Origin of the sequence: Cytophaga sp. FL35 (assembly GCF_014349235.1) — a bacterium.
GTDB lineage: Bacteria > Bacteroidota > Bacteroidia > Flavobacteriales > Flavobacteriaceae > Euzebyella.
Genome location: NZ_JACSOH010000009.1, coordinates 128,509 through 147,334 on the forward strand (window position 1 = coordinate 128,509; position 18,826 = coordinate 147,334).

17 protein-coding genes are annotated in these 18,826 nt (G+C 38.9%); 6 read left to right on the plus strand and 11 right to left on the minus strand.

Features of this window, described 5'->3' with window-relative positions; translation table 11 throughout:
- Positions 1-31 precede the first annotated feature (31 nt).
- The 3 genes from BIZ36_RS09665 to panB are packed head-to-tail and all read right to left on the minus strand — an operon-like array spanning position 32 to position 2,051.
- Entirely contained in the window at positions 32-730 is a 699-nt protein-coding gene (locus BIZ36_RS09665; RefSeq protein ID WP_187457691.1) for an RluA family pseudouridine synthase, read from the minus strand.
- The gene (gene lspA, locus BIZ36_RS09670) at positions 730-1,224 is read right to left on the minus strand and encodes a signal peptidase II (RefSeq protein WP_187457692.1); all 495 of its coding nucleotides are present in this window, start codon (positions 1,222-1,224) and stop codon (positions 730-732) included. Before lspA ends, BIZ36_RS09665 begins: the two co-directional genes overlap by 1 nt.
- An 8-nt stretch (positions 1,225-1,232) precedes the next feature.
- On the minus strand, positions 1,233-2,051 hold the full coding sequence (panB, locus tag BIZ36_RS09675) for a 3-methyl-2-oxobutanoate hydroxymethyltransferase (RefSeq protein WP_187457693.1): 819 nt from the start codon (positions 2,049-2,051) through the stop codon (positions 1,233-1,235).
- Between the two features lie 142 nt (positions 2,052-2,193).
- On the opposite strand from panB, the gene BIZ36_RS09680 reads away from it, so the two are divergent.
- Positions 2,194-2,649, plus strand: coding sequence for a nuclear transport factor 2 family protein (locus BIZ36_RS09680; protein ID WP_187457694.1), 456 nt, complete (start codon positions 2,194-2,196; stop codon positions 2,647-2,649).
- 54 nt (positions 2,650-2,703) lie between these two features.
- Here the strand turns inward: BIZ36_RS09680 and BIZ36_RS09685 are convergent, their stop codons facing one another.
- Positions 2,704-4,170, minus strand: a complete 1,467-nt coding sequence (locus BIZ36_RS09685) for a Gfo/Idh/MocA family protein (protein WP_187457695.1) — start codon at positions 4,168-4,170, stop codon at positions 2,704-2,706.
- Between the two features lie 174 nt (positions 4,171-4,344).
- Between BIZ36_RS09685 and BIZ36_RS09690 the strand changes: the two genes are divergently transcribed.
- Complete coding sequence (locus BIZ36_RS09690) at positions 4,345-5,286, plus strand: 3-keto-disaccharide hydrolase (protein ID WP_187457696.1); 942 nt, start codon at positions 4,345-4,347, stop codon at positions 5,284-5,286.
- Between the two features lie 23 nt (positions 5,287-5,309).
- On the opposite strand, the gene BIZ36_RS09695 is transcribed toward BIZ36_RS09690, so the two are convergent.
- The 4 genes from BIZ36_RS09695 to BIZ36_RS09710 form a co-directional block, all read right to left on the minus strand.
- Positions 5,310-6,740: an L-serine ammonia-lyase gene (locus BIZ36_RS09695; protein WP_187457697.1), complete on the minus strand. Its 1,431-nt coding sequence runs from the start codon at positions 6,738-6,740 to the stop codon at positions 5,310-5,312.
- Between the two features lie 56 nt (positions 6,741-6,796).
- Positions 6,797-7,687, minus strand: a complete 891-nt coding sequence (locus BIZ36_RS09700) for a hypothetical protein (protein ID WP_187457698.1) — start codon at positions 7,685-7,687, stop codon at positions 6,797-6,799.
- Positions 7,688-8,168: 481 nt separating this feature from the next.
- On the minus strand, positions 8,169-9,539 hold the full coding sequence (locus tag BIZ36_RS09705; RefSeq protein ID WP_187457699.1) for a glycoside hydrolase family 28 protein: 1,371 nt from the start codon (positions 9,537-9,539) through the stop codon (positions 8,169-8,171).
- A 27-nt stretch (positions 9,540-9,566) separates the two neighbouring features.
- Positions 9,567-10,739: a Gfo/Idh/MocA family protein gene (locus tag BIZ36_RS09710; RefSeq protein ID WP_187457700.1), complete on the minus strand. Its 1,173-nt coding sequence runs from the start codon at positions 10,737-10,739 to the stop codon at positions 9,567-9,569.
- 204 nt (positions 10,740-10,943) lie between these two features.
- Here BIZ36_RS09710 and dnaK point away from each other — a divergent pair, with 204 nt between their 5' ends.
- A complete protein-coding gene (gene dnaK, locus BIZ36_RS09715; RefSeq protein ID WP_187457701.1) occupies positions 10,944-12,857 on the plus strand; it encodes a molecular chaperone DnaK in 1,914 nt (637 codons plus the stop codon).
- A 73-nt stretch (positions 12,858-12,930) separates the two neighbouring features.
- On the opposite strand, the gene BIZ36_RS09720 is transcribed toward dnaK, so the two are convergent.
- Positions 12,931-13,638 (minus strand): Bax inhibitor-1/YccA family protein, encoded by a 708-nt coding sequence (locus BIZ36_RS09720; protein ID WP_187457702.1) that lies wholly within the window; start codon positions 13,636-13,638, stop codon positions 12,931-12,933.
- 173 nt (positions 13,639-13,811) lie between these two features.
- On the opposite strand from BIZ36_RS09720, the gene BIZ36_RS09725 reads away from it, so the two are divergent.
- On the plus strand, positions 13,812-14,753 hold the full coding sequence (locus tag BIZ36_RS09725) for a hypothetical protein (RefSeq protein ID WP_187457703.1): 942 nt from the start codon (positions 13,812-13,814) through the stop codon (positions 14,751-14,753).
- A 4-nt stretch (positions 14,754-14,757) separates the two neighbouring features.
- Here the strand turns inward: BIZ36_RS09725 and BIZ36_RS09730 are convergent, their stop codons facing one another.
- A complete protein-coding gene (locus BIZ36_RS09730; protein WP_187457704.1) occupies positions 14,758-15,192 on the minus strand; it encodes a YybH family protein in 435 nt (144 codons plus the stop codon).
- Positions 15,193-15,307: 115 nt separating this feature from the next.
- On the opposite strand from BIZ36_RS09730, the gene BIZ36_RS09735 reads away from it, so the two are divergent.
- A complete protein-coding gene (locus BIZ36_RS09735) occupies positions 15,308-16,879 on the plus strand; it encodes a sulfatase family protein (protein WP_187457705.1) in 1,572 nt (523 codons plus the stop codon).
- 13 nt (positions 16,880-16,892) lie between these two features.
- On the opposite strand, the gene BIZ36_RS09740 is transcribed toward BIZ36_RS09735, so the two are convergent.
- Positions 16,893-17,492, minus strand: coding sequence for an RNA polymerase sigma factor (locus BIZ36_RS09740; RefSeq protein ID WP_187457706.1), 600 nt, complete (start codon positions 17,490-17,492; stop codon positions 16,893-16,895).
- A gap of 110 nt (positions 17,493-17,602) precedes the next feature.
- Here BIZ36_RS09740 and BIZ36_RS09745 point away from each other — a divergent pair, with 110 nt between their 5' ends.
- Positions 17,603-18,760, plus strand: coding sequence for a FecR family protein (locus BIZ36_RS09745; protein WP_187457707.1), 1,158 nt, complete (start codon positions 17,603-17,605; stop codon positions 18,758-18,760).
- The last annotated feature ends 66 nt before the right edge of the window (positions 18,761-18,826 follow it).

The window sequence follows — 18,826 nt, forward strand, 5'->3', positions numbered from 1 at the left end:
TGTTGTGTTTATGTTGCTAAATATAAAGTATTTAGCAACAAGCGTTCCAAAGTGGTTCTGAAGGCGGAGGGGCAAGAAAGGTCATTTTCTCCTTCTTCACAGGGTGAACAAATGATAAACTACGGGCGTGAAGGTGTATGCTCGCATCTTTGTTACTACGGTCAAAGCCGTATTTTAAATCTCCTTTTATGGGACTTCCAATACCGGCCAGTTGGGCTCTGATCTGATGATGACGACCGGTTTGCAAATCTACCTCCAGTAAAAAATAGGTATCCAATTTTTTTAGAACCTTGTAGGATAAAATGGCTTTTTTACTATTTGCCGTCTGTTTGTTGGAAGGGTATGATTTATTTTGTTTCGGGACTCTGGTGAGCCAGTGAACTAGAGTTTCCTCCTCTTTGGGAGGAGCATTCTTTACTACTGCCCAATACGTTTTTTTTGCATCTTTTTCTGCAAAAAGTTTGTTCAACCTAGGTAGTGCTTTTGATGTTTTTGCGAAAACTACTATACCGGAAGTAGGCCTGTCTAAACGGTGTGTAACCCCTAAAAATACGTTTCCAGGCTTATTGTATTTTTGTTTGATATAGAGCTTAACCACCTCGCTCAGGGGCATATCGCCGGTTTTATCTCCTTGAACAATATCCCCTGGTCTTTTGTTGATAACGATCAGATGATTGTCTTCAAATATAACTTGAAGATTTTCGGGCGTGGAAAGGACTTTTTTTGACACTAGAACAAGCTTTTTTCTTTGGAGAATGATAAGGCCAGTAACAAAATAACACCAAAAGTTACGGATACATCGGCCATGTTAAATATTCCTGTCTTAAAAATACCAAGTTGAATCTGAAAGAAATCGGTAACGGAACCGTAGGCAATGCGGTCTACCAAATTTCCAATTCCACCTCCTATAACACAGGCAAAGGCAAGAATAGACCATCGGCCCAAATGTTCTTTACTCAAAATTCGATACAACAGGATTAGTAAAACCATAATAGGAAGGGCCTGAAATAAGATAAGTTTTATCCAAAAAGGGAACTGCTGTCCAAAACCCAGCATAGCACCCGTATTTTCCACATTAGTGAGTATGAACCTATCTCCAATAAGCTGAATGTAATCCCTTGGGGTCACATGTTGGCGCACCACTTCTTTTGAAATTTGATCGCAACCAAAATTCAACAAAACAATGAGAACAATGGCTATTTTTCTTAAAAGGCCCTTATTCATAGTTATGATTAGTATTGCTCCTGATCATTGGGGAAGTCCCTGCTCTTTACATCAGTTACATACTGACCAATAGCTTTGCCCATATCTTCATAAAGGTTCATATACCTACGCAAAAACCTTGGATTGAACTCATGGGTCATTCCTAAAAGGTCATGAATTACCAGTACTTGCCCATCTGCGTGTTTACCTCCGCCAATACCAATGGTTGGTATACTTATACTTTCTGAAACTTTCTTGGTTAAATCTGCTGGAATTTTTTCCAAGACAATGCTAAAACATCCTAGCTTTTCAAGAAGTTTTGCGTCTTCAATGAGTTTTTCAGCTTCTTCCTCTTCCTTGGCCCGGACGGTGTAGGTTCCAAATTTGTAAATGGATTGTGGTGTAAGTCCCAAATGCCCCATCACCGGAATACCCGCATTTAAAATACGTTTGACCGATTCTTTGATTTCTTCTCCACCTTCCAATTTCACCGCATGGGCTCCGCTCTCCTTCATAATTCGTATGGCACTGCGTAAAGCTTCTTTGGGGTCGCTTTGATAGCTCCCAAAAGGAATGTCAACAACTACCAAGGCTCTTTCCACTGCACGAATTACCGAACTGGCATGGTAAATCATCTGGTCTAGAGTAATTGGCAGGGTAGTTTCATGGCCGGCCATAACGTTACTCGCAGAATCACCAACCAAGATTACGTCCACATTCGCAGAGTCTACAATTTTGGCCATGGAGTAATCATAAGCGGTAAGCATGGAGATTTTCTCACCATTCTTTTTCATATCTACGAGGGACTTTACCGTTACTCTTTTGTACTCTTTTTTTGCTGTTGACATTAGTTATTTGTTTTTGGAGGGTTAAAAGTAAGGAAATTGTTTCAGCAGTGAGAAGGGTAGTGGTGGTTTGTACCTTCTCTTAAATATAATTTTATAAATTACCTTGTGATTTTATTTTACTTTTAAAAATAAGTTCGGTCCTATGTTAAGAATACTATCAATCCTATTTGTTTTATTGAGTACAAATGTGATGGCTCAAGACGACCAAGATGCTGTCAAGAAAACCATTGAAGACTTTTTTGCAGGATTTCATGCACAAGATTCACTATTGATGAAACAAGAGGTATCTGAATCTGTAATTCTTCAGACTATTGGCAAGGATGAAACTGGCAATTCAATTGTGAAAAGTCAGCCTTTTAATGAATTTTTAAAATCCATTGTAAGTATACCCTCTACCACTACTTTCGAAGAAGTAATTACTAACTATTCCATACAAGTAGATGGGCCCATGGCCAATGTGTGGACGGATTATGAGTTTATGCTTAACAATGAGTTTCACCACTGCGGCGTAAATTCCTTTCAACTGGTAAAAGATGCCAATAAAGGCTGGCAGATAATTTACTTGATCGATACTCGCAGAAAAGAGGGCTGTAACTAAAAAAGCGGAAAAACCCAAAAGGTTTTCCCGCTTTGAAAAATAGTTTTGTGAGAACTACATCTCCCAACCTTTTCTATAAGTTCTACCAACATATTGGTTGGCTTCTTCAAGATTGGTAATACGCATGTTTTCGCCGTCCCATAATAATTTTTTACGGGCGTAGAAATCCATTTTTCCTTTTTCATCCTCTTTTCTCAACAAGTAACTTCTGATAGCTAGGTTACCCATTAATACGGTCTCCGTCATTGGGCCCGCATAATCGAATGATGATGTAAGTGCTTTGTGCTCTTCACTGCCAAAACCAGCTTTACAGGCATCGACCCATTTGCGCTGGTGACCGTATTCCGGTTCATCGTTTGGCTCTGTTTCAGGGCCAAAATCGGTGGTTCCGTCGTTCAAGTATAACTTAGGAGTTAGCGGACTACTATCATTAATATTGGTAGAAATAATACCTTTTTCACCAATAATGAGAACCCCGTTTTGGCTGTCGGGTCCGCCTATATCGTTGTTGGCCGGAATGATATCTGGGTGGGCAGGGCGTATACCCCCGTCGCTCCATGTCATCTCGATAGGTGATTTTGATTTTTCAGTCTCGTCAAAATGGAGGGTGATGAAAGAGCTGGCAGGGCAACCATCTGGATGGTAATCTGCATTCCACATCTGGGAATAAACGGCTCCTACGCTACACTCGGCATCCGTAGGGTATTTTAAACCTAATGTCCTAAAAGGAATATCGATTAAGTGACAACCTACATCTCCCAAAGCTCCCGTACCATAATCCCACCAACCTCTCCAGTTAAACGGGTGTAAATTAGGGGTATAGGGTTTCTCTTCAGCAGGGCCCAACCACAGGTCCCAGTTCAAGCTGTCCGGTTTCATGGATGGGTTGGGTTCCGGGAAAGCACCACCTTGTGGCCAAACAGGTCTGTTCGTCCATACTTGTACTTTGCTAACGGCACCAATAGCATCTTCATCGATCCATTTTTGAACCATACCCAATAAAGGATTTGACCCCCCTTGGTTACCCATTTGGGTCACAATTTTCTTGTCCCTGGCCATTTGGGTCAGCATTCGTGCTTCCCGAATGTTGTGGGTCATTGGTTTTTGAACGTACACATGAACACCTCGGTTCATGGCATATGCCGCTGCTGGTCCGTGTACGTGGTCAGGCGTGGAAATGGTAACAGCATCAATGCCTTTTTCCTTATCCAACATTTCCCTGAAATCTGCATAAAGTTTTGCTTTCGGAAAACGCTCTACAGATTTTTTTGCAGAACCGGCAAAATCTACGTCGCAGAGGGCAACTACTTTTTCACGTCCGTTAACGGATGCATTCGCAATGTCACTGGCACCTTTTCCTCCGGCACCGATGGCTGCAATGTTCAAACGATCACTAGGCGCTAAGTAACCCACTCCTCCCAGTACATGTCTTGGTACAATAAATACGGATGAGGCAATGGCTCCTTTCTTGAGGAAGGACCGCCTAGAGTTTTTTGAAGATGGAGTCTTCTTGTTTTTCATTTTCTTTTTGATATAGTTAGGATTTGAATGAGCTTCTAAAGGTAGTAAAATATGTGAAAGCACTAATAATTGCACTAAATATTAATCATTTTCTAAAGTTTAGTTTGCTGTTTGTAAAAATTTGATGGGTTTTTCTATATTAGCCAACTTTAAAACCAAAACCCCTAACTCATAATGAAAAGAACTACATCGTTACTCTATCTATTTTTATTTATATTCTTAGTGGCCTTTTCTTCTGAAATACGTTCTCAAGACGACAAATTTTTTGAAGGTAAATGGGATATGACCTTACAGATGGACGGAAAAGAAGCTCCGTCTTGGCTAGAAATTAAACATTCTGGAGTACAGACCTTGGTAGGTCGTTTTGTATATGCCAGTGGCAGTGCCAGGCCAATTTCAGAAATTGTTGTTGAAAATGGCAGTTTCTCATTTACCATACCACCACAATGGGAACAGGATTTGGGTGACATAACCGTAAAGGGTACCAAGGATGGCGAGGGTCTCAAAGGAACCTTGTCTTTTGAAAACGGAAAAACCCACAAATTTACAGCGGATAGGGCACCCAAGTTGGCTTATACCGAAAAGGTGAAATGGGGAAAAACCAAAGATCTCTTTAATGGAAAGAATCTAGAAGGTTGGAAAGCCTTGGGTGAAAACCAATGGGTCGTTGAAAACGGCATTCTTAAAAGTCCGAAATCGGGTGCGAATTTAGTTTCTGAGGAAAAATTCAATGATTTCAAGATTCATGTAGAGTTTAAGGTTCCTGAAGGAAGTAACAGCGGTATTTACCTTCGTGGTCGTTATGAGGTTCAAATCACAGATGATCATGGTAGCGACCCGAGCAACGTTCTGTTTGGTGGCGTTTATGGCTTCTTGACACCTAACGAAATGGCAGCTAACCCTGCTACTGAATGGCAAACCTATGACATTACGTTAATCGGTAGAAGGGTAACAATTGTGGCAAATGGCAAAACTATTATTAGCGAGCAGAATATTCCAGGAATTACGGGAGGTGCTTTAGATAGTAAAGAAGGCGAGCCCGGACCTTTCTATATTCAAGGAGACCACGGTCCGATTTCATTCAGAAAATTTACCGTAACTCCAAGAGTTGAATAAAAGTTTTTGTTAGGGCGTCAGTTCTAACAATCACTCATATTAATACCAACAGCGAGACCTCCTTTGGAGGTTTCTTTGTATTTGGAGTTCATGTCCTTGGCTGTTTCCCACATGGTTTCTACCACTTTATCCAAGGGAACCTTCGCATCTTCGGGGTTGGATTCCAAAGCCAATTCCGCTGCTGTGATGGCTTTGATGGCCCCCATGGAATTTCTTTCGATACAGGGTATTTGAACCAATCCTCCTATAGGGTCACAGGTGAGTCCTAAATGATGTTCCATGGCAATTTCGGCAGCCATTAATACTTGACCTGGAGAACCGCCTAAAAGTTCGGTAAGCGCGCCGGCTGCCATGGCGGAAGACACCCCTATTTCAGCTTGGCAGCCTCCCATGGCCGCAGAAATAGTCGCTCCTTTTTTAAAAATGCTGCCAATTTCACCTGCCACCAATAGAAACTGTTTAATGTGTTCAAAACCGGCTTTATGGTTTTCAATAACCAGATAATACATTAACACGGAAGGTATAACCCCAGCACTGCCATTGGTAGGTGCCGTTACCACACGACCTAAAGATGCATTTACTTCATTAACGGCTAAGGCAAAACAACTAACCCACTTAAAAATTTGTCTGAATTTTACTTTGGTCTTTCGGATAGTTTCCAACCAACCTTGTGCATTTTTATACTTCTTGTAGTTTTCGCCTAACAAACTCTTGTTCAGGTCTGCAGCCCTACGTGTCACATTGAGGCCTCCCGGAAGTTTTCCATGGGTATGGCATCCATTGTACATGCAGTCTAACATGGTGTTCCAGACACTATGTATACCAGTGTCTATTTCCTTGTCTGTTCTTAGGGAACGTTCATTTTTAAGCACAAGACTTGAAATGGAACTATCTTGTGCCTCACAATGTGCTAAAAGCTGCGTTCCGTTTTCCACCGGAAAAGGAAACTTGTGGAAATCTGCCATTTTTTTCTTGGCATTTTTTCTTTCCTTGACTACTACGAAACCACCGCCTATGGAATAGTAGGTTTTGGACTTTTTATCACCGGTTTCTAGCACCGCTTCAAACTTCAATCCGTTGGCATGAAACTCTAGAAATTTCTTATGAAAACAAATGTCCTCTAGAGGCGAAAAAGGAATTTCCATTTGTGATCCTAAATGGATTTTTTTGGTCTCTTGGATTTTATGAACGGTAGGAAGAATGTCTTTTTCAGGAATAGCTACCGGGTCTGCCCCGGAAAGACCTAGCATGATGGCATAATCCGTGGCGTGTCCTTTTCCCGTCAAGGAAAGTGATCCGTATACATGTACCTTTACTTGTCTAACCTTGGAAAAAAGTCCCTTATCCTGAAGTTCTTGAATCCACCTTTCAGCGGCTCTCCATGGTCCCAGTGTATGGGAGCTTGAAGGGCCAACGCCAATTTTAAGCATGTCAAAAACACTGATACATTCCATATACCCAATTTTGGGTAAAGTTATTATTTTCTAATAAGGACTTCGCACAGTTTTATTTATAGTGTGGTCTGTATTAAGGAAATTCCAATGTTAAGAAAGAAAGCATCTTGGTTCATACCTTCAAACTTTTTTAGCATACCAGACCTTTGATAAAGTAAATCGATATAAATTTTTCTGTTCATTATGTTTTTTTGTATGCCCGTACCTAACAGAAACCCAAGGCTTAATTTGGAGAATGGACTTTCGGTCGTTTGGTTAGTGCTTACAGTAACGCCATTGGTATCCTGCAATTCGTATTCGTGGAGATACTCAGATGAGAATTCTAAATTATTGAATGCTCCAATTTGGAAAGTTGGTTGTAATTTATCTCCTGGAAACTCATATTTAATTGATAAATTATTTGACCAAAATGTTCTCTTTGAACTAATATTATTTGTTTCAGTAAAATGATATAAGCTTTCTTGTCTGCTTTGGTTCCATTCTAAATTGATAAATGTGATGTAAGATGACCATTGAAGAAAAATGTTTCGATTGATTTTTGGGAAATTAGTTTTATAAAAGACTCCTAGAACGGGGGATGTGGCCTTTTTGTCTAAAGTCTCTTTAAAGTAATAAAATTGATTTTGCAAATTATCATTGGTAGCAACCGAAATGTGGTTGACTCCAAGGATCGCACCAAAGGATTGATTGGCTTTAGACACTTTACCACTATAATCATGGTATGAATCATTTTTTTCAATGTCCTGGTGATACTTTTTCGCTATTTCAATGAGTGATTTTCTAGTAAAAGGTAATGTAGATAGTTGACTTAAAACACTTTCGCTTTTGTAAAGTACAAGACTAAGTGTAGTACGATATTCATAGCTTTCAACTAAATAAGTCTTACCATTTCTTAAAATTTCTTTTTCATCGTTTTTGAGTTCGTGAAGTGTTCCTTCTTCGTCCAATATGTAATACCGGTCTACACCATTATAATTTAAAAAGTAAAGGCTTACATTCCCTTTGAACAAATGCTCTAAGAATAGCTTTTCATTTTCGTTATTAATGTTGACCAATCTTGAGCTGTATTTTGCTCCGTCCTTAAATTGAAAGGATATCAAATTTGTAGGATTATAAATTTCGGGCTCTACATTTAAATTCTTTATGAAAATACATTTTTTAGGGTTAAGGGAATTACCCTTAGTACTAATAAACCCTGGTATTGTGTCCTTATTAGCTTTTACAATTAAACCTTCTTTAAAATTGGATTGAGAATAAGAGGCAACTGTTGTGAGTAAGCAGATTAATAGGTAGTAATAATTTTTCATTGAAGTATAGGATAAGTTGGCCCAAAATAATATTTCAGAAATGATTTGGCTCAATAAAACGGTTGTATTACTCTTTAATTCGTCAATTTAATTAGAGAGAAGAAAGCATTATCCTCGGTATTTAATTAAGCTTAAAACCAATTACATTTTCATGAATCTGTTCTTCACCCATAAGGGAATCTACCTGAACATTCATTAAGGATATGTTCTTAACCGGTTCTTCTTCCTGACCCATAATTTTGGATAGAAATTGCCCTTTTTTCAAATGAACATTTTTCAGACTAATATCTGAAATGGGGGTAAGTCTTTTTTCATAGGTTGGTACTAGGTCCCGCCATTGGTATAGTACATCGGTTTCAATGCCTAATACTCCATTTCTAACCTCGTTGGCCATAATATTGTTCATGAAAATGTTCTTGACATAGCCGCCACGACGCTCATTCGTTTTTATAAATAATAGGTGGAATAAAGAAGCCTCATCTTCCACTACACAATTATCAATCAAGATGTTTTCAATACCTCCAGAAAGTTCGCTACCCACCGCCAATAATTGATGTCCGTTTTTGACCGTACAGTTTCTGATGACCATGTTTTTGGAAGGGGTGTCCAAACGCCAGGCATCTTGATTTCTACCAGATTTCACGGCAATGGCATCATCACCTTGGTCAAAAATACAATCTTCAATAAGTACATTTTGACTCATTTCTGGGTCCACCCCATCATTGTTGTGACCATGGGCTTTAACCTTCACCCTGCGTATAGTTACGTCGTTGGATAGATATGGGTGGATGACCCAAAACGGACTGTTGGTAATGGTGACATCTTCCATTAAAATATTCTTACTTCTATTGAATTGAATGAAATGAGGGCGAAGGTTGGCGCTATCGTTTACCATCTGCCGTTCTTCCACATTATCGCTTTTCGCCGCCAAATTGTATAATCTCTTTAGGCTGTTCATATGACCTGGAGGTCTGCCGAACCATTTCTCCCATGTACCCATTTTAGCTCTAAGTTCACCTTTGCCGGTAATGGCTACATTTTCACATTCATAGGCATATATCAATGGAGAGTAGTTGTAACACTCCATACCCTCCCATGTGGTATGCACTGCTGGTAGGTAATCTTTAGGATTATCAGAAAATAAAAGAATGGCACCTTCTTCTAGATGAAGGTTAACATTGCTTTTTAGATGCAATTTACCGGTAAGCCATTCTCCCTTGGGAACTGTAACGGTGCCACAACCGGAAGCATTTGCCTCAATAATGGCGGCCTGAATGGCTTGTTCCGTAGCTTGTTGATTTCCTTTTTCAGCCCCTTTGTCCACAATGGAAATGGTTGGGCACATACTAAAGTCCGGAGCTTTTACAGGTGGCATTTCAAAAGGAGCTTCCACATTTTGTTCCTTAATAGTTACTTGCGCGCTTTTATTTTTACAGGAGAAGGACAACAGGCCTATTAAAGCAATGAGATATACCTTATTTATTAGGGTCATACGGTAATTTTAGAAATTGAGGATTTTTTAAGATGTAGTATTCAACCTAAATGCTTCTTTCTGTGCGGTTAAGGCTAACTCGGTGGCCAAGAAGCAATGGTCTTGGCTCATGGCCGTTTCCGTACGCTCGACCACATCGTTGACCAATTGCTCCCCGTATGGCATATGCACTTCGTTGCAATCAAAGTATTTGGTTTCCTTTTGATCTACCAAGAAAAGATGATTGCCTTTGGGTCTTCCGGCTATATCAATGTACTTGCGCATTTCAATGTAACCCTCTGTTCCTAAAATAAAAGTTCTACCATCGCCCCAAGTGCCCAATCCTTTAGGGGTGAACCAATCGATTCGTATATAGCCAGTAGCATGATTACTTCGTACCATCATATCACCAAAATCCTGATAATTAGGATACTTTGGAGTGCCAAAATTTCCTATTTGGGAAGTGCTTACTTCGGCCTTGGTAGAATTGGTATAATATAAGAATTGATCACATTGATGAGACCCAATATCGCAAAGAATTCCACCCGCTTTTTCCGGATAAAAGAACCAATCAGGCCTACTTTCCGGGCGCATGATATGCGGACCCAAACCAATGGTTTGTATAACCTTTCCAATAGCTCCTTCGTTTACAAGTTTTCCCGCCATAACCGATGCCGGATTGGCCAATCTTTCACTGTACGTAATGGAATAAATTCTTCCTGTTTCCTTCTGGACCTTTTTTACCTCGTGAAATTGCTCAAAAGTGAGAATACCGGGCTTATCTGTCATATAATCTTTTCCAGATTTCATCACTTTTATTCCAATGGGTGCACGTTCAATAGGTATGGCCGCACTGGCCACCAATTGAATGGTGTTGTCTTCAATAATTTCGTCAGCGCTTTTGGTCACCTTAACGCTTGGATATCTTTTGGTGAAATTCTTTAATAAATCTTCCTCCTTGGCATAAACCGCCACTAAGGTACCTCCTCCTTTAATTAGGGAATCTACCATTCCGTATATATGGCCGTGATTGATACCGATTACTGAAAATTTAATACTGTTTTTTGGCGGGGCTATAGTTTTTTTGGGAAGTACGATTTCCCTTATGTTGTTAGCATCCAAATGATTGGAGTACATATTCATTGGAAACATGGTGGCAGCTGCCATACCAGCAGCGGAAGTTGCCCCTTTGCGTAAAAAATCTCTTCTATTGAAATCCATAATTAAGTTGATTATTGAGTAGGCGCAAATTAGAAAAATTAGGACATTATGTGTGCTTAGTAAAATTAAATTATTCCAAAAGGGCAGTCGTTTTACTTATTTATGATACTGAAATGACATCATGTCATGTTGCTTTGACTTGGCATATTGTTTGTCATTTTGATACCGAAAAAAATCAAGCACTAATATTTAATAACATATATAATGAGCAAAATTATAGGTATAGATTTGGGTACGACCAACTCCTGCGTCTCCGTAATGGAGGGTAATGAGCCCGTTGTAATTCCAAATGCTGAAGGTAAGAGAACAACTCCTTCCGTTATCGCTTTTGTTGACGGTGGTGAGATCAAAGTTGGTGATCCTGCTAAAAGACAGGCGGTAACCAACCCTAATAAAACTATTTATTCTATTAAGCGTTTTATGGGGAACAAATTTTCCGAGTCTAGCAAAGAAGCGGAAAGAGTGCCTTACAACGTGGTTAAGGGTGACAATGACACCCCAAGAGTAGATATCGAAGGTCGTTTGTATACACCTCAGGAACTTTCTGCCATGATTCTTCAAAAAATGAAGAAAACGGCCGAAGATTACTTAGGTCAAGATGTAAGCCGTGCGGTAATTACCGTACCCGCTTATTTTAATGATGCGCAACGTCAGGCTACTAAAGAAGCCGGTGAAATTGCAGGTCTTACGGTAGAAAGAATTATCAATGAGCCTACTGCCGCTTCTTTGGCATACGGTCTTGACAAAAAAGATACCGACCAAAAAATTGTAGTATTTGACTTTGGTGGTGGTACACATGACGTATCCATTCTTGAATTAGGAGACGGTGTTTTTGAAGTACTTTCTACCGATGGTGATACCCACTTAGGTGGTGATGATGTTGACCAAAAGATTATCGACTGGTTGGCCGAAGAATTCAAGAGTGAAGAGGATATCGATTTGCGTAAGGATGCCATGGCTTTGCAACGTTTGCGCGAAGCTGCTGAAAAGGCAAAAATCGAATTATCATCTTCAGCTCAAACGGAAATCAACTTACCATATGTAACGGCTACCGCTACAGGACCAAAACACTTGGTAAGAACACTGAGCCGTTCTAAGTTCGAGCAATTGATCGAAGATTTGGTAAGAAGAACTATAGAACCATGTGAGGCCGCTCTTAAAGCCGCTGGTCTATCAAAAAGTGATATTGATGAGATTATCTTGGTTGGTGGTTCTACTAGAATTCCTGCGGTACAAGAAGCTGTTGAGAAATTCTTTGGTAAGAAGCCATCTAAAGGTGTAAACCCTGATGAAGTAGTAGCCGTTGGTGCTGCCATTCAAGGTGGTGTATTGACCGGTGATGTGAAGGATGTACTTTTATTGGATGTTACTCCTTTATCCTTAGGTATCGAAACCATGGGAAGTGTAATGACCAAGTTGATCGAGGCCAACACCACTATCCCAACAAAAAAATCACAGGTTTTCTCTACGGCAGCTGATAATCAGCCTTCTGTTGAAATTCATGTGTTGCAAGGTGAGCGTCCTATGGCCGGTGACAATAAGACTATTGGTAGGTTCCATTTAGACGGAATTCCACCTGCACCTAGAGGTACACCTCAAATTGAAGTTACTTTTGATATCGATGCCAACGGTATCATCAAAGTATCGGCTACCGATAAGGCTACTGGAAAATCGCAGGATATTAGAATTGAAGCTTCTTCAGGATTGACCGAGGAGGAAATCAAGAAAATGAAGGCCGAAGCAGAAGCAAATGCCGAAGCGGATAAAAAAGCCAAGGAAACTGCCGATAAGCTGAACGAGGCTGACGGAATGATTTTCCAAACTGAAAAGCAATTGAAAGAGTTTGGCGATAAACTTTCTGCAGATAAGAAAAAGCCTATCGAAGATAGCTTGGAAGAATTGAAGAAAGCGTATGAAAGCAAGGACTTAGCGGTTATTGCCCCAGCTTTGGACAAAATCAACGAAGCTTGGAAAGCGGCTTCTGAAGAAATGTACAAGGCTCAAGCAGAAGCACAACAAGGCGGAGGACCATCAGCTGATGCTGGTGCCGATACTGCTAGTGCAGATGCCAAAGAAGGCGATAACGTAGAAGACGTAGACTTTGAAGAGGTGAAGTAATCTTCACTTGATAGATAAATTAAAGCCCCTGATGATTTTTCATCAGGGGCTTTTGATTTTTTAAGTATTGGAACTAGTCCCTAGAAAGAATGCTCAAAATATACCAAAAGAGCAACATTAAAGAAGCAAACAAGCCTAAAGAAGCGGCTACATACTGATTTTCGTTGTATTTGTGAATTAAGTTAGAGGTCTGGTAAAGAATAGAGCCAGAAGCCAAAACAACCATTCCAACACTGAACCAAAGTCCAAGATCAAAGCCGAACAAGGTTCCCGCAATGATCAATCCTAAGGCAATGCAAAACCCAATAGTTAAAATAGATTTCAAAAAAGAGAAATCTTTCTTGGTCAAGAAAACTACTGCCGAAAGTCCTGTGAACAGAGATAAGGTAAGAACGGCCGCCTGGTTTAAAATTTGGAAAGCGCCACCCTCGGCCATGGTCATAGCAATAAAAATCAAAGGGATAAATATAAATGCTTCCGCCACCACGTACAGCACTAATCCCGCATAGTGCATATTCTTATCGTTACTTCGTAAGGCCAACCTTTCGGCATAATTGGTCACAAGCATAAATCCTCCTAAGAGCAACAGCCAGCTTATTCCACCGGTTAAGGACAAAGCTAGATTTAGTATTGCATCGGATTGAAAAAATAAGGTTTCTACCAGAATGAAGAGTAGAACAGCGCCAGCCAAATGGGCGTATGTTTTTTTGTAGAAAGCTACGCGAGCTTGATCGTTCAGTTGTCCAACAAAGGGGTGGATTGGGTTAGGTTGTGTATCCATAAATTTTGATTAAGGTGTTTATACTGTTAACCAAGGAAACACTTTTAAGGAAAGTGAAGGTGTTTTGATCGATGCTTCGGACTAAAAAATAGTTAAACTACCCCAATTGTACTTTTTAATGAAATGCTATGGCTTTTATTTTCAATTGTAGGAATAACCATTAATTTTGCAGTATGTCACGAACAAGTCCCCTTCTTTGTTTATGCCTCTTGTTTATTTTGGTTTCCAAACTTTCAGCGCAAGAAATCGAAATATTTAAAGTATCTGATTTTGATTTAGTCGGCCCGGTAAAAACTTGTTTGGTTATAACCGATTATGGTAAAGAAGAATATCATTTTGATGAAAAAGGGAGGCTTACCAAATCCGTAACCATTTATAGTGATAGTGATTACGAGACTACCTATTATAAATATAAAGATGGGTATATAAGCGAACGTAGAATAGAGAATTATTTAAACGATACGTTCGATAGCGCTACTTCTTTAGCTAATTTCTATACCTTGGATACCTTGCCGCGACGAATGGTGACAGAAAAAATCATTAGCTATGAAAAGGAATTGTTGGAACAAAATCGGTATTACTATGACGAAGACCATAGAACTATAAGAATGGTTCGTGTAGGTACTGATGGTACCGATGAAATTACTTTTGAGTATGAGAATACCGATGAAGGAGAAGTGTTAAAACAAAGCTTGAACGGGGTTCTGGCCAAAACGGTTGAAACCGACTTTGTAGAAATACAGAACGATTCATTGAGACAAAAAACCGAAGTAAGTAAGAATTACATCAATGGCGAATTAACCTCTAGAAACAAAAAAGTAATTAATCCCAAAGGGAAACCACTTTATACCAGTTCTTCAATTTACGACGCCAGTACCGACAAGTGGATATCACAACAGGAAGTAAATTTTGAATACACGGCAGATGGTATTTTAAGTAAGACCCTAGAGAAGAATAAAGGGTTAACTTCTACCAAAGAGTATATCTATCAGTTTGATGGCCATTCACCAAAAAACTGGGTGAAGAAAATCATTACTCCTAACAACTCATATATTACTAGAAAAATTACCTATTATAAGCCTGAAGTTACCAAAACTATCGAGAAGAACGATTAGAGTATTAGCAGGAGCTGTCTGCCACAATTTTCCATACTCCATTTATTTTCTTGAAAATAATCATAAATGTTCCGTTGGCATTACCCGCTTTTCTGGTTAAATGGTATTGCCCCATCACATAATAGGCACCTTCATTTATTGGTGTAATTTGATCAATGATAAACTTTAAGGTTCCCGTGTAATCTTGGTTGGGATATCCTTTTTTATAATTGTCAAGAGTAGTTTGCCACCCTTTCGTAATTCGTGCTCCGCTGTAATAGGTAAGAGAGTCGGACTGCCAATATCCTTGCATAAAACCTTCTAAGTCCCCTTTGCTCCAAGCGGCTTCCTGTTTTTTCATTAGTTCAATGATAGCTTTTTCGTCCTTATTTTGGGCAAAAGTCAAAGAAGTTCCTCCAAAGAATAGGGCAATAAGTAGCAGAAGAAATTTATTTTTCATTGTTATAAATTTTATTGTCTAGCATATAGCCCTAAAATACCTCTTTTAAATTAGAATGAACCAGATTGATTTCTATCAATGTTTACTATATTGCCCACCAAACCAAACCGAAAAAATGATTTCTACACCAAAATCCTTGCTATCTCTTGCTTTTCTATGCATTCTATTTTCTTTAAAATTGTGTTGTCAACATACGGATGACAGGCCCAATATTCTTTTTATTCTTTCTGATGATCATACTTCACAGGCTTGGGGTATTTACGGAGGTATTTTAAAGGACCATGTTAAAAACCAAAATATAAAAAGATTGGCTTCGGAAGGTGTGGTACTTGAAAACGCATTCTGTACCAACAGCATCTGTACGCCAAGTCGTGGAAGCATTCTTACCGGACAGTATAGCCATATCAATCAAGTGTACACCTTGAGCGAACCTTTACCTGATGGTCACCCCAATATTGCCCGCACTTTTTCTGAAAACGGATATCAAACGGCCATTATAGGTAAATGGCACTTAGTAGGTCAGCCCCAGGGCTTTGATTATTTTAATGTCTTGCCGGGCCAAGGACGCTACTGGAATCCTATTCTAAAAACGAAAGAGGATTGGAAAGATGGCTATAACAGTTCGGGTGGCACGGAGTACAAAGGATTTTCAACAGATGTAATTACAGATTTGACTATTGAACATTTGCGGAAAAGGGATGAAAATAAGCCCTTTTTAATGTTCTGTAATTTTAAGGCCACGCATGAACCTTTTGATTACCCGGAAAGATTTAAAGATTTAAATGCTAACGTGGATTTGCCCGAACCTGCCTCGCTTTATGATTTTGGTAGTGCAACTACTGGCAGAACTTTTAAAGGACAAAAGCTAGAAAATTTAGGACAACGCTGGCATAATGCCACTGTGGACCCAGATAATTGGTGGACAACCTATCCCGGACTTCCATATCCTTTGGAAGGATTGGACAGCATTCAAAAACGAAAAAAGATATATCAGAAACTCGCGAAAGATTTTATTCGTTCCGGTGCGGCCATTGATGATAACATTGGTAAATTACTGGACTACCTGGAGAACGAAGGTATAGCCGATAATACCATTGTCATCTACACAGCGGACCAAGGTTATTTTTTAGGGGAACATGGTTTTTTTGATAAGCGAATGTTTTACGAAGAATCGTTGCGAATGCCCTTTGTTATCCGTTACCCAAAGAAAATTAAGGGCGGCAAACGTATAGATGATATCATTTTAAATATTGATTTTGCAGCGCTTATGGCAGATTATGCAGGTATAGAAAAGCCTGGTTATATTCAAGGAGAGAGCTTTAGAGATAACCTAGAAGGGAAAACCTCAAAAAACTGGCGCAAGCAAATGTATTATAGATATTGGTTGCATCACCCAGATAGACCGGCCCATTTTGGTATTAGAAACGAGCGTTATAAACTTATTTTCTTTTATGGGCAGCCATTGGATAAAAAAGGTACTTCTAAAGAAACTACAGAACCTGCTTGGGAATTTTATGATTTAGAGAAGGACCCTAAAGAATTGCACAATGCCATAAACGATTCAGAATATGAAGGGGTTATACCTGAAATGAAAAAGGACTTGGTGAAAGAAAGAAAAAAATATACCGATCAAGATATGGACTCCTATAAGATGCAAGAAATTTTAAAAGAGCATAGCTTACGCTAAAGACCCATCTAGTTTAAGCATTTAATTTTTTGGTACGCCTGTAGCCAAATAGCAAAAATAAAATAGGCTCCATATCCTTATTGGCTTTTTTCCTTAAAATGGCGAAGGCCTTGGTGATATGATATTCAATTGTTTTTATAGAAACATTTAGATGCTCCGCAATTTCTATGTTGCTAAAACCTTCCTGTTTGCTCATTAGGAATATCTTTTTGCATTTAGGAGGTAGGTTCTGTATTTCTTTCTGGACCAACGACAACAACTTTTCAAAGAACACTTCATCTTTGTCCACAATTCTATCCAATTCCTCAATGTATTTCTTTTCCAAAGCGGTAACGGACTTTTGTTTTCTGTATTGATCTATAAACTCGTTGTGTACAGAACGATAAAGAAAGCTTTTAATGGTAAAATCACTTTTAAGGTTTTGTCTGCGTTCCCATGTCCTTATAAATACATTCTGTACAATATCTTCTGCTTGGTCCTTATCATTTACCAAACTGTTCGCATAAACGCAAAGTGGGTGATGGTATTCCTCTACTAAATATTCGTAGGCCTTTTCGTTACCATTTTTAAGATTTTGTACAAGGAATTGGTTGTTGTTAAAATCTGTTTTCATAAAAAGGGTTAGGTTGTTAATTAGTACAGATTTTAAAATTATGAAAAAAAAATACAAATAAAGTTTAGGGTTGCGTAAAAAATACACGTATTAGTAACAGATATCGCAATATGAGTTTTTCGGACTTTGAACTAAATACAGCAAAATTCTTGAGCCGTTCCATTTCTTCAACCGAGCTTGACGCCTTGCAAAAAGCTATGGAGAACGAAGTAAACCATAATGTGTTTAAATCATTTACAGAGATAGAATTTGTTACAAGACATCTGATGAGCAAATACGATAAGGAAGCCGCTAAAAAAAACTTAATAAAAAAAATAAAGTCCGATAAAAGGGAGGTAAAAGTTTTGTTTATCAAGAGACTTTTTAATTACGCGGCCATTATCCTCTTGGGTCTTGGGTTAGGATACTTCTATTGGAATCACAATTTTGCCAATTCTATTAAAATCAAACCACAGAACTTGGAGGACGAAATTACCCTAACGCTATCAGATGGTTCCGTCAAGACCATTTCAGAAGCCAACGAGGCTTCGGTTTATGATCAAAAGGGTGATAGGGTAGGCCTCCAGCAAGGAAATCAATTAGTTTATAAAAAAGGGAATACCGCGGAGGAACTTATTTATAACACCCTTACCGTTCCCTATGGTAAAAAGTTTGCCCTGGTTTTGTCAGATGGAACAAAAGTGCATCTAAATTCTGGAAGTTCCATTAAATATCCGGTGGAGTTTAAAAATAATCATGAAAGAAAAATTCATTTGATCGGTGAGGGATATTTTGATGTCGCCAAAAATGAATCTCCCTTTGTCATCACCGCCAATCATCTAAATGTACGTGTACTTGGTACTCAATTTAATCTATCAGCCTATCCTGAAGATGAAACGGTGCGTACTGTATTGGTGGAAGGATCCGTTGGTTTTTTTGAGGAACGTGAAAAGTTTACGAGTGAATCGCCTGTGTTAGATCCTGGCTACATGGCCATTTGGGAGAGAAATATAAAAAAAATGGAATTCAAGGAGGTGAATACAGAGTTGTATACGGATTGGATGAATGGCCGAATAATTTTTAGTCATATGCCCTTTGAAGATATACTTAAAAAACTGGAGAGAATTTATAATGTAGAAATCACTAATAGCTATGAACAACTTAATCAAGTAAAGTTCAATGCCAGTTTTGATACGGAGACCATTAACCAAGTATTTGAAGCATTCAATAAAAATTACCCTTTAAAATTTACAATTGATGGGCGGAAAATAGAAATAACCCAACCTTAAATTTAAAACCTATGACATAGAACAACTAAGAATAAACACACTCTAAAAATAAAAAATCGGAAAATG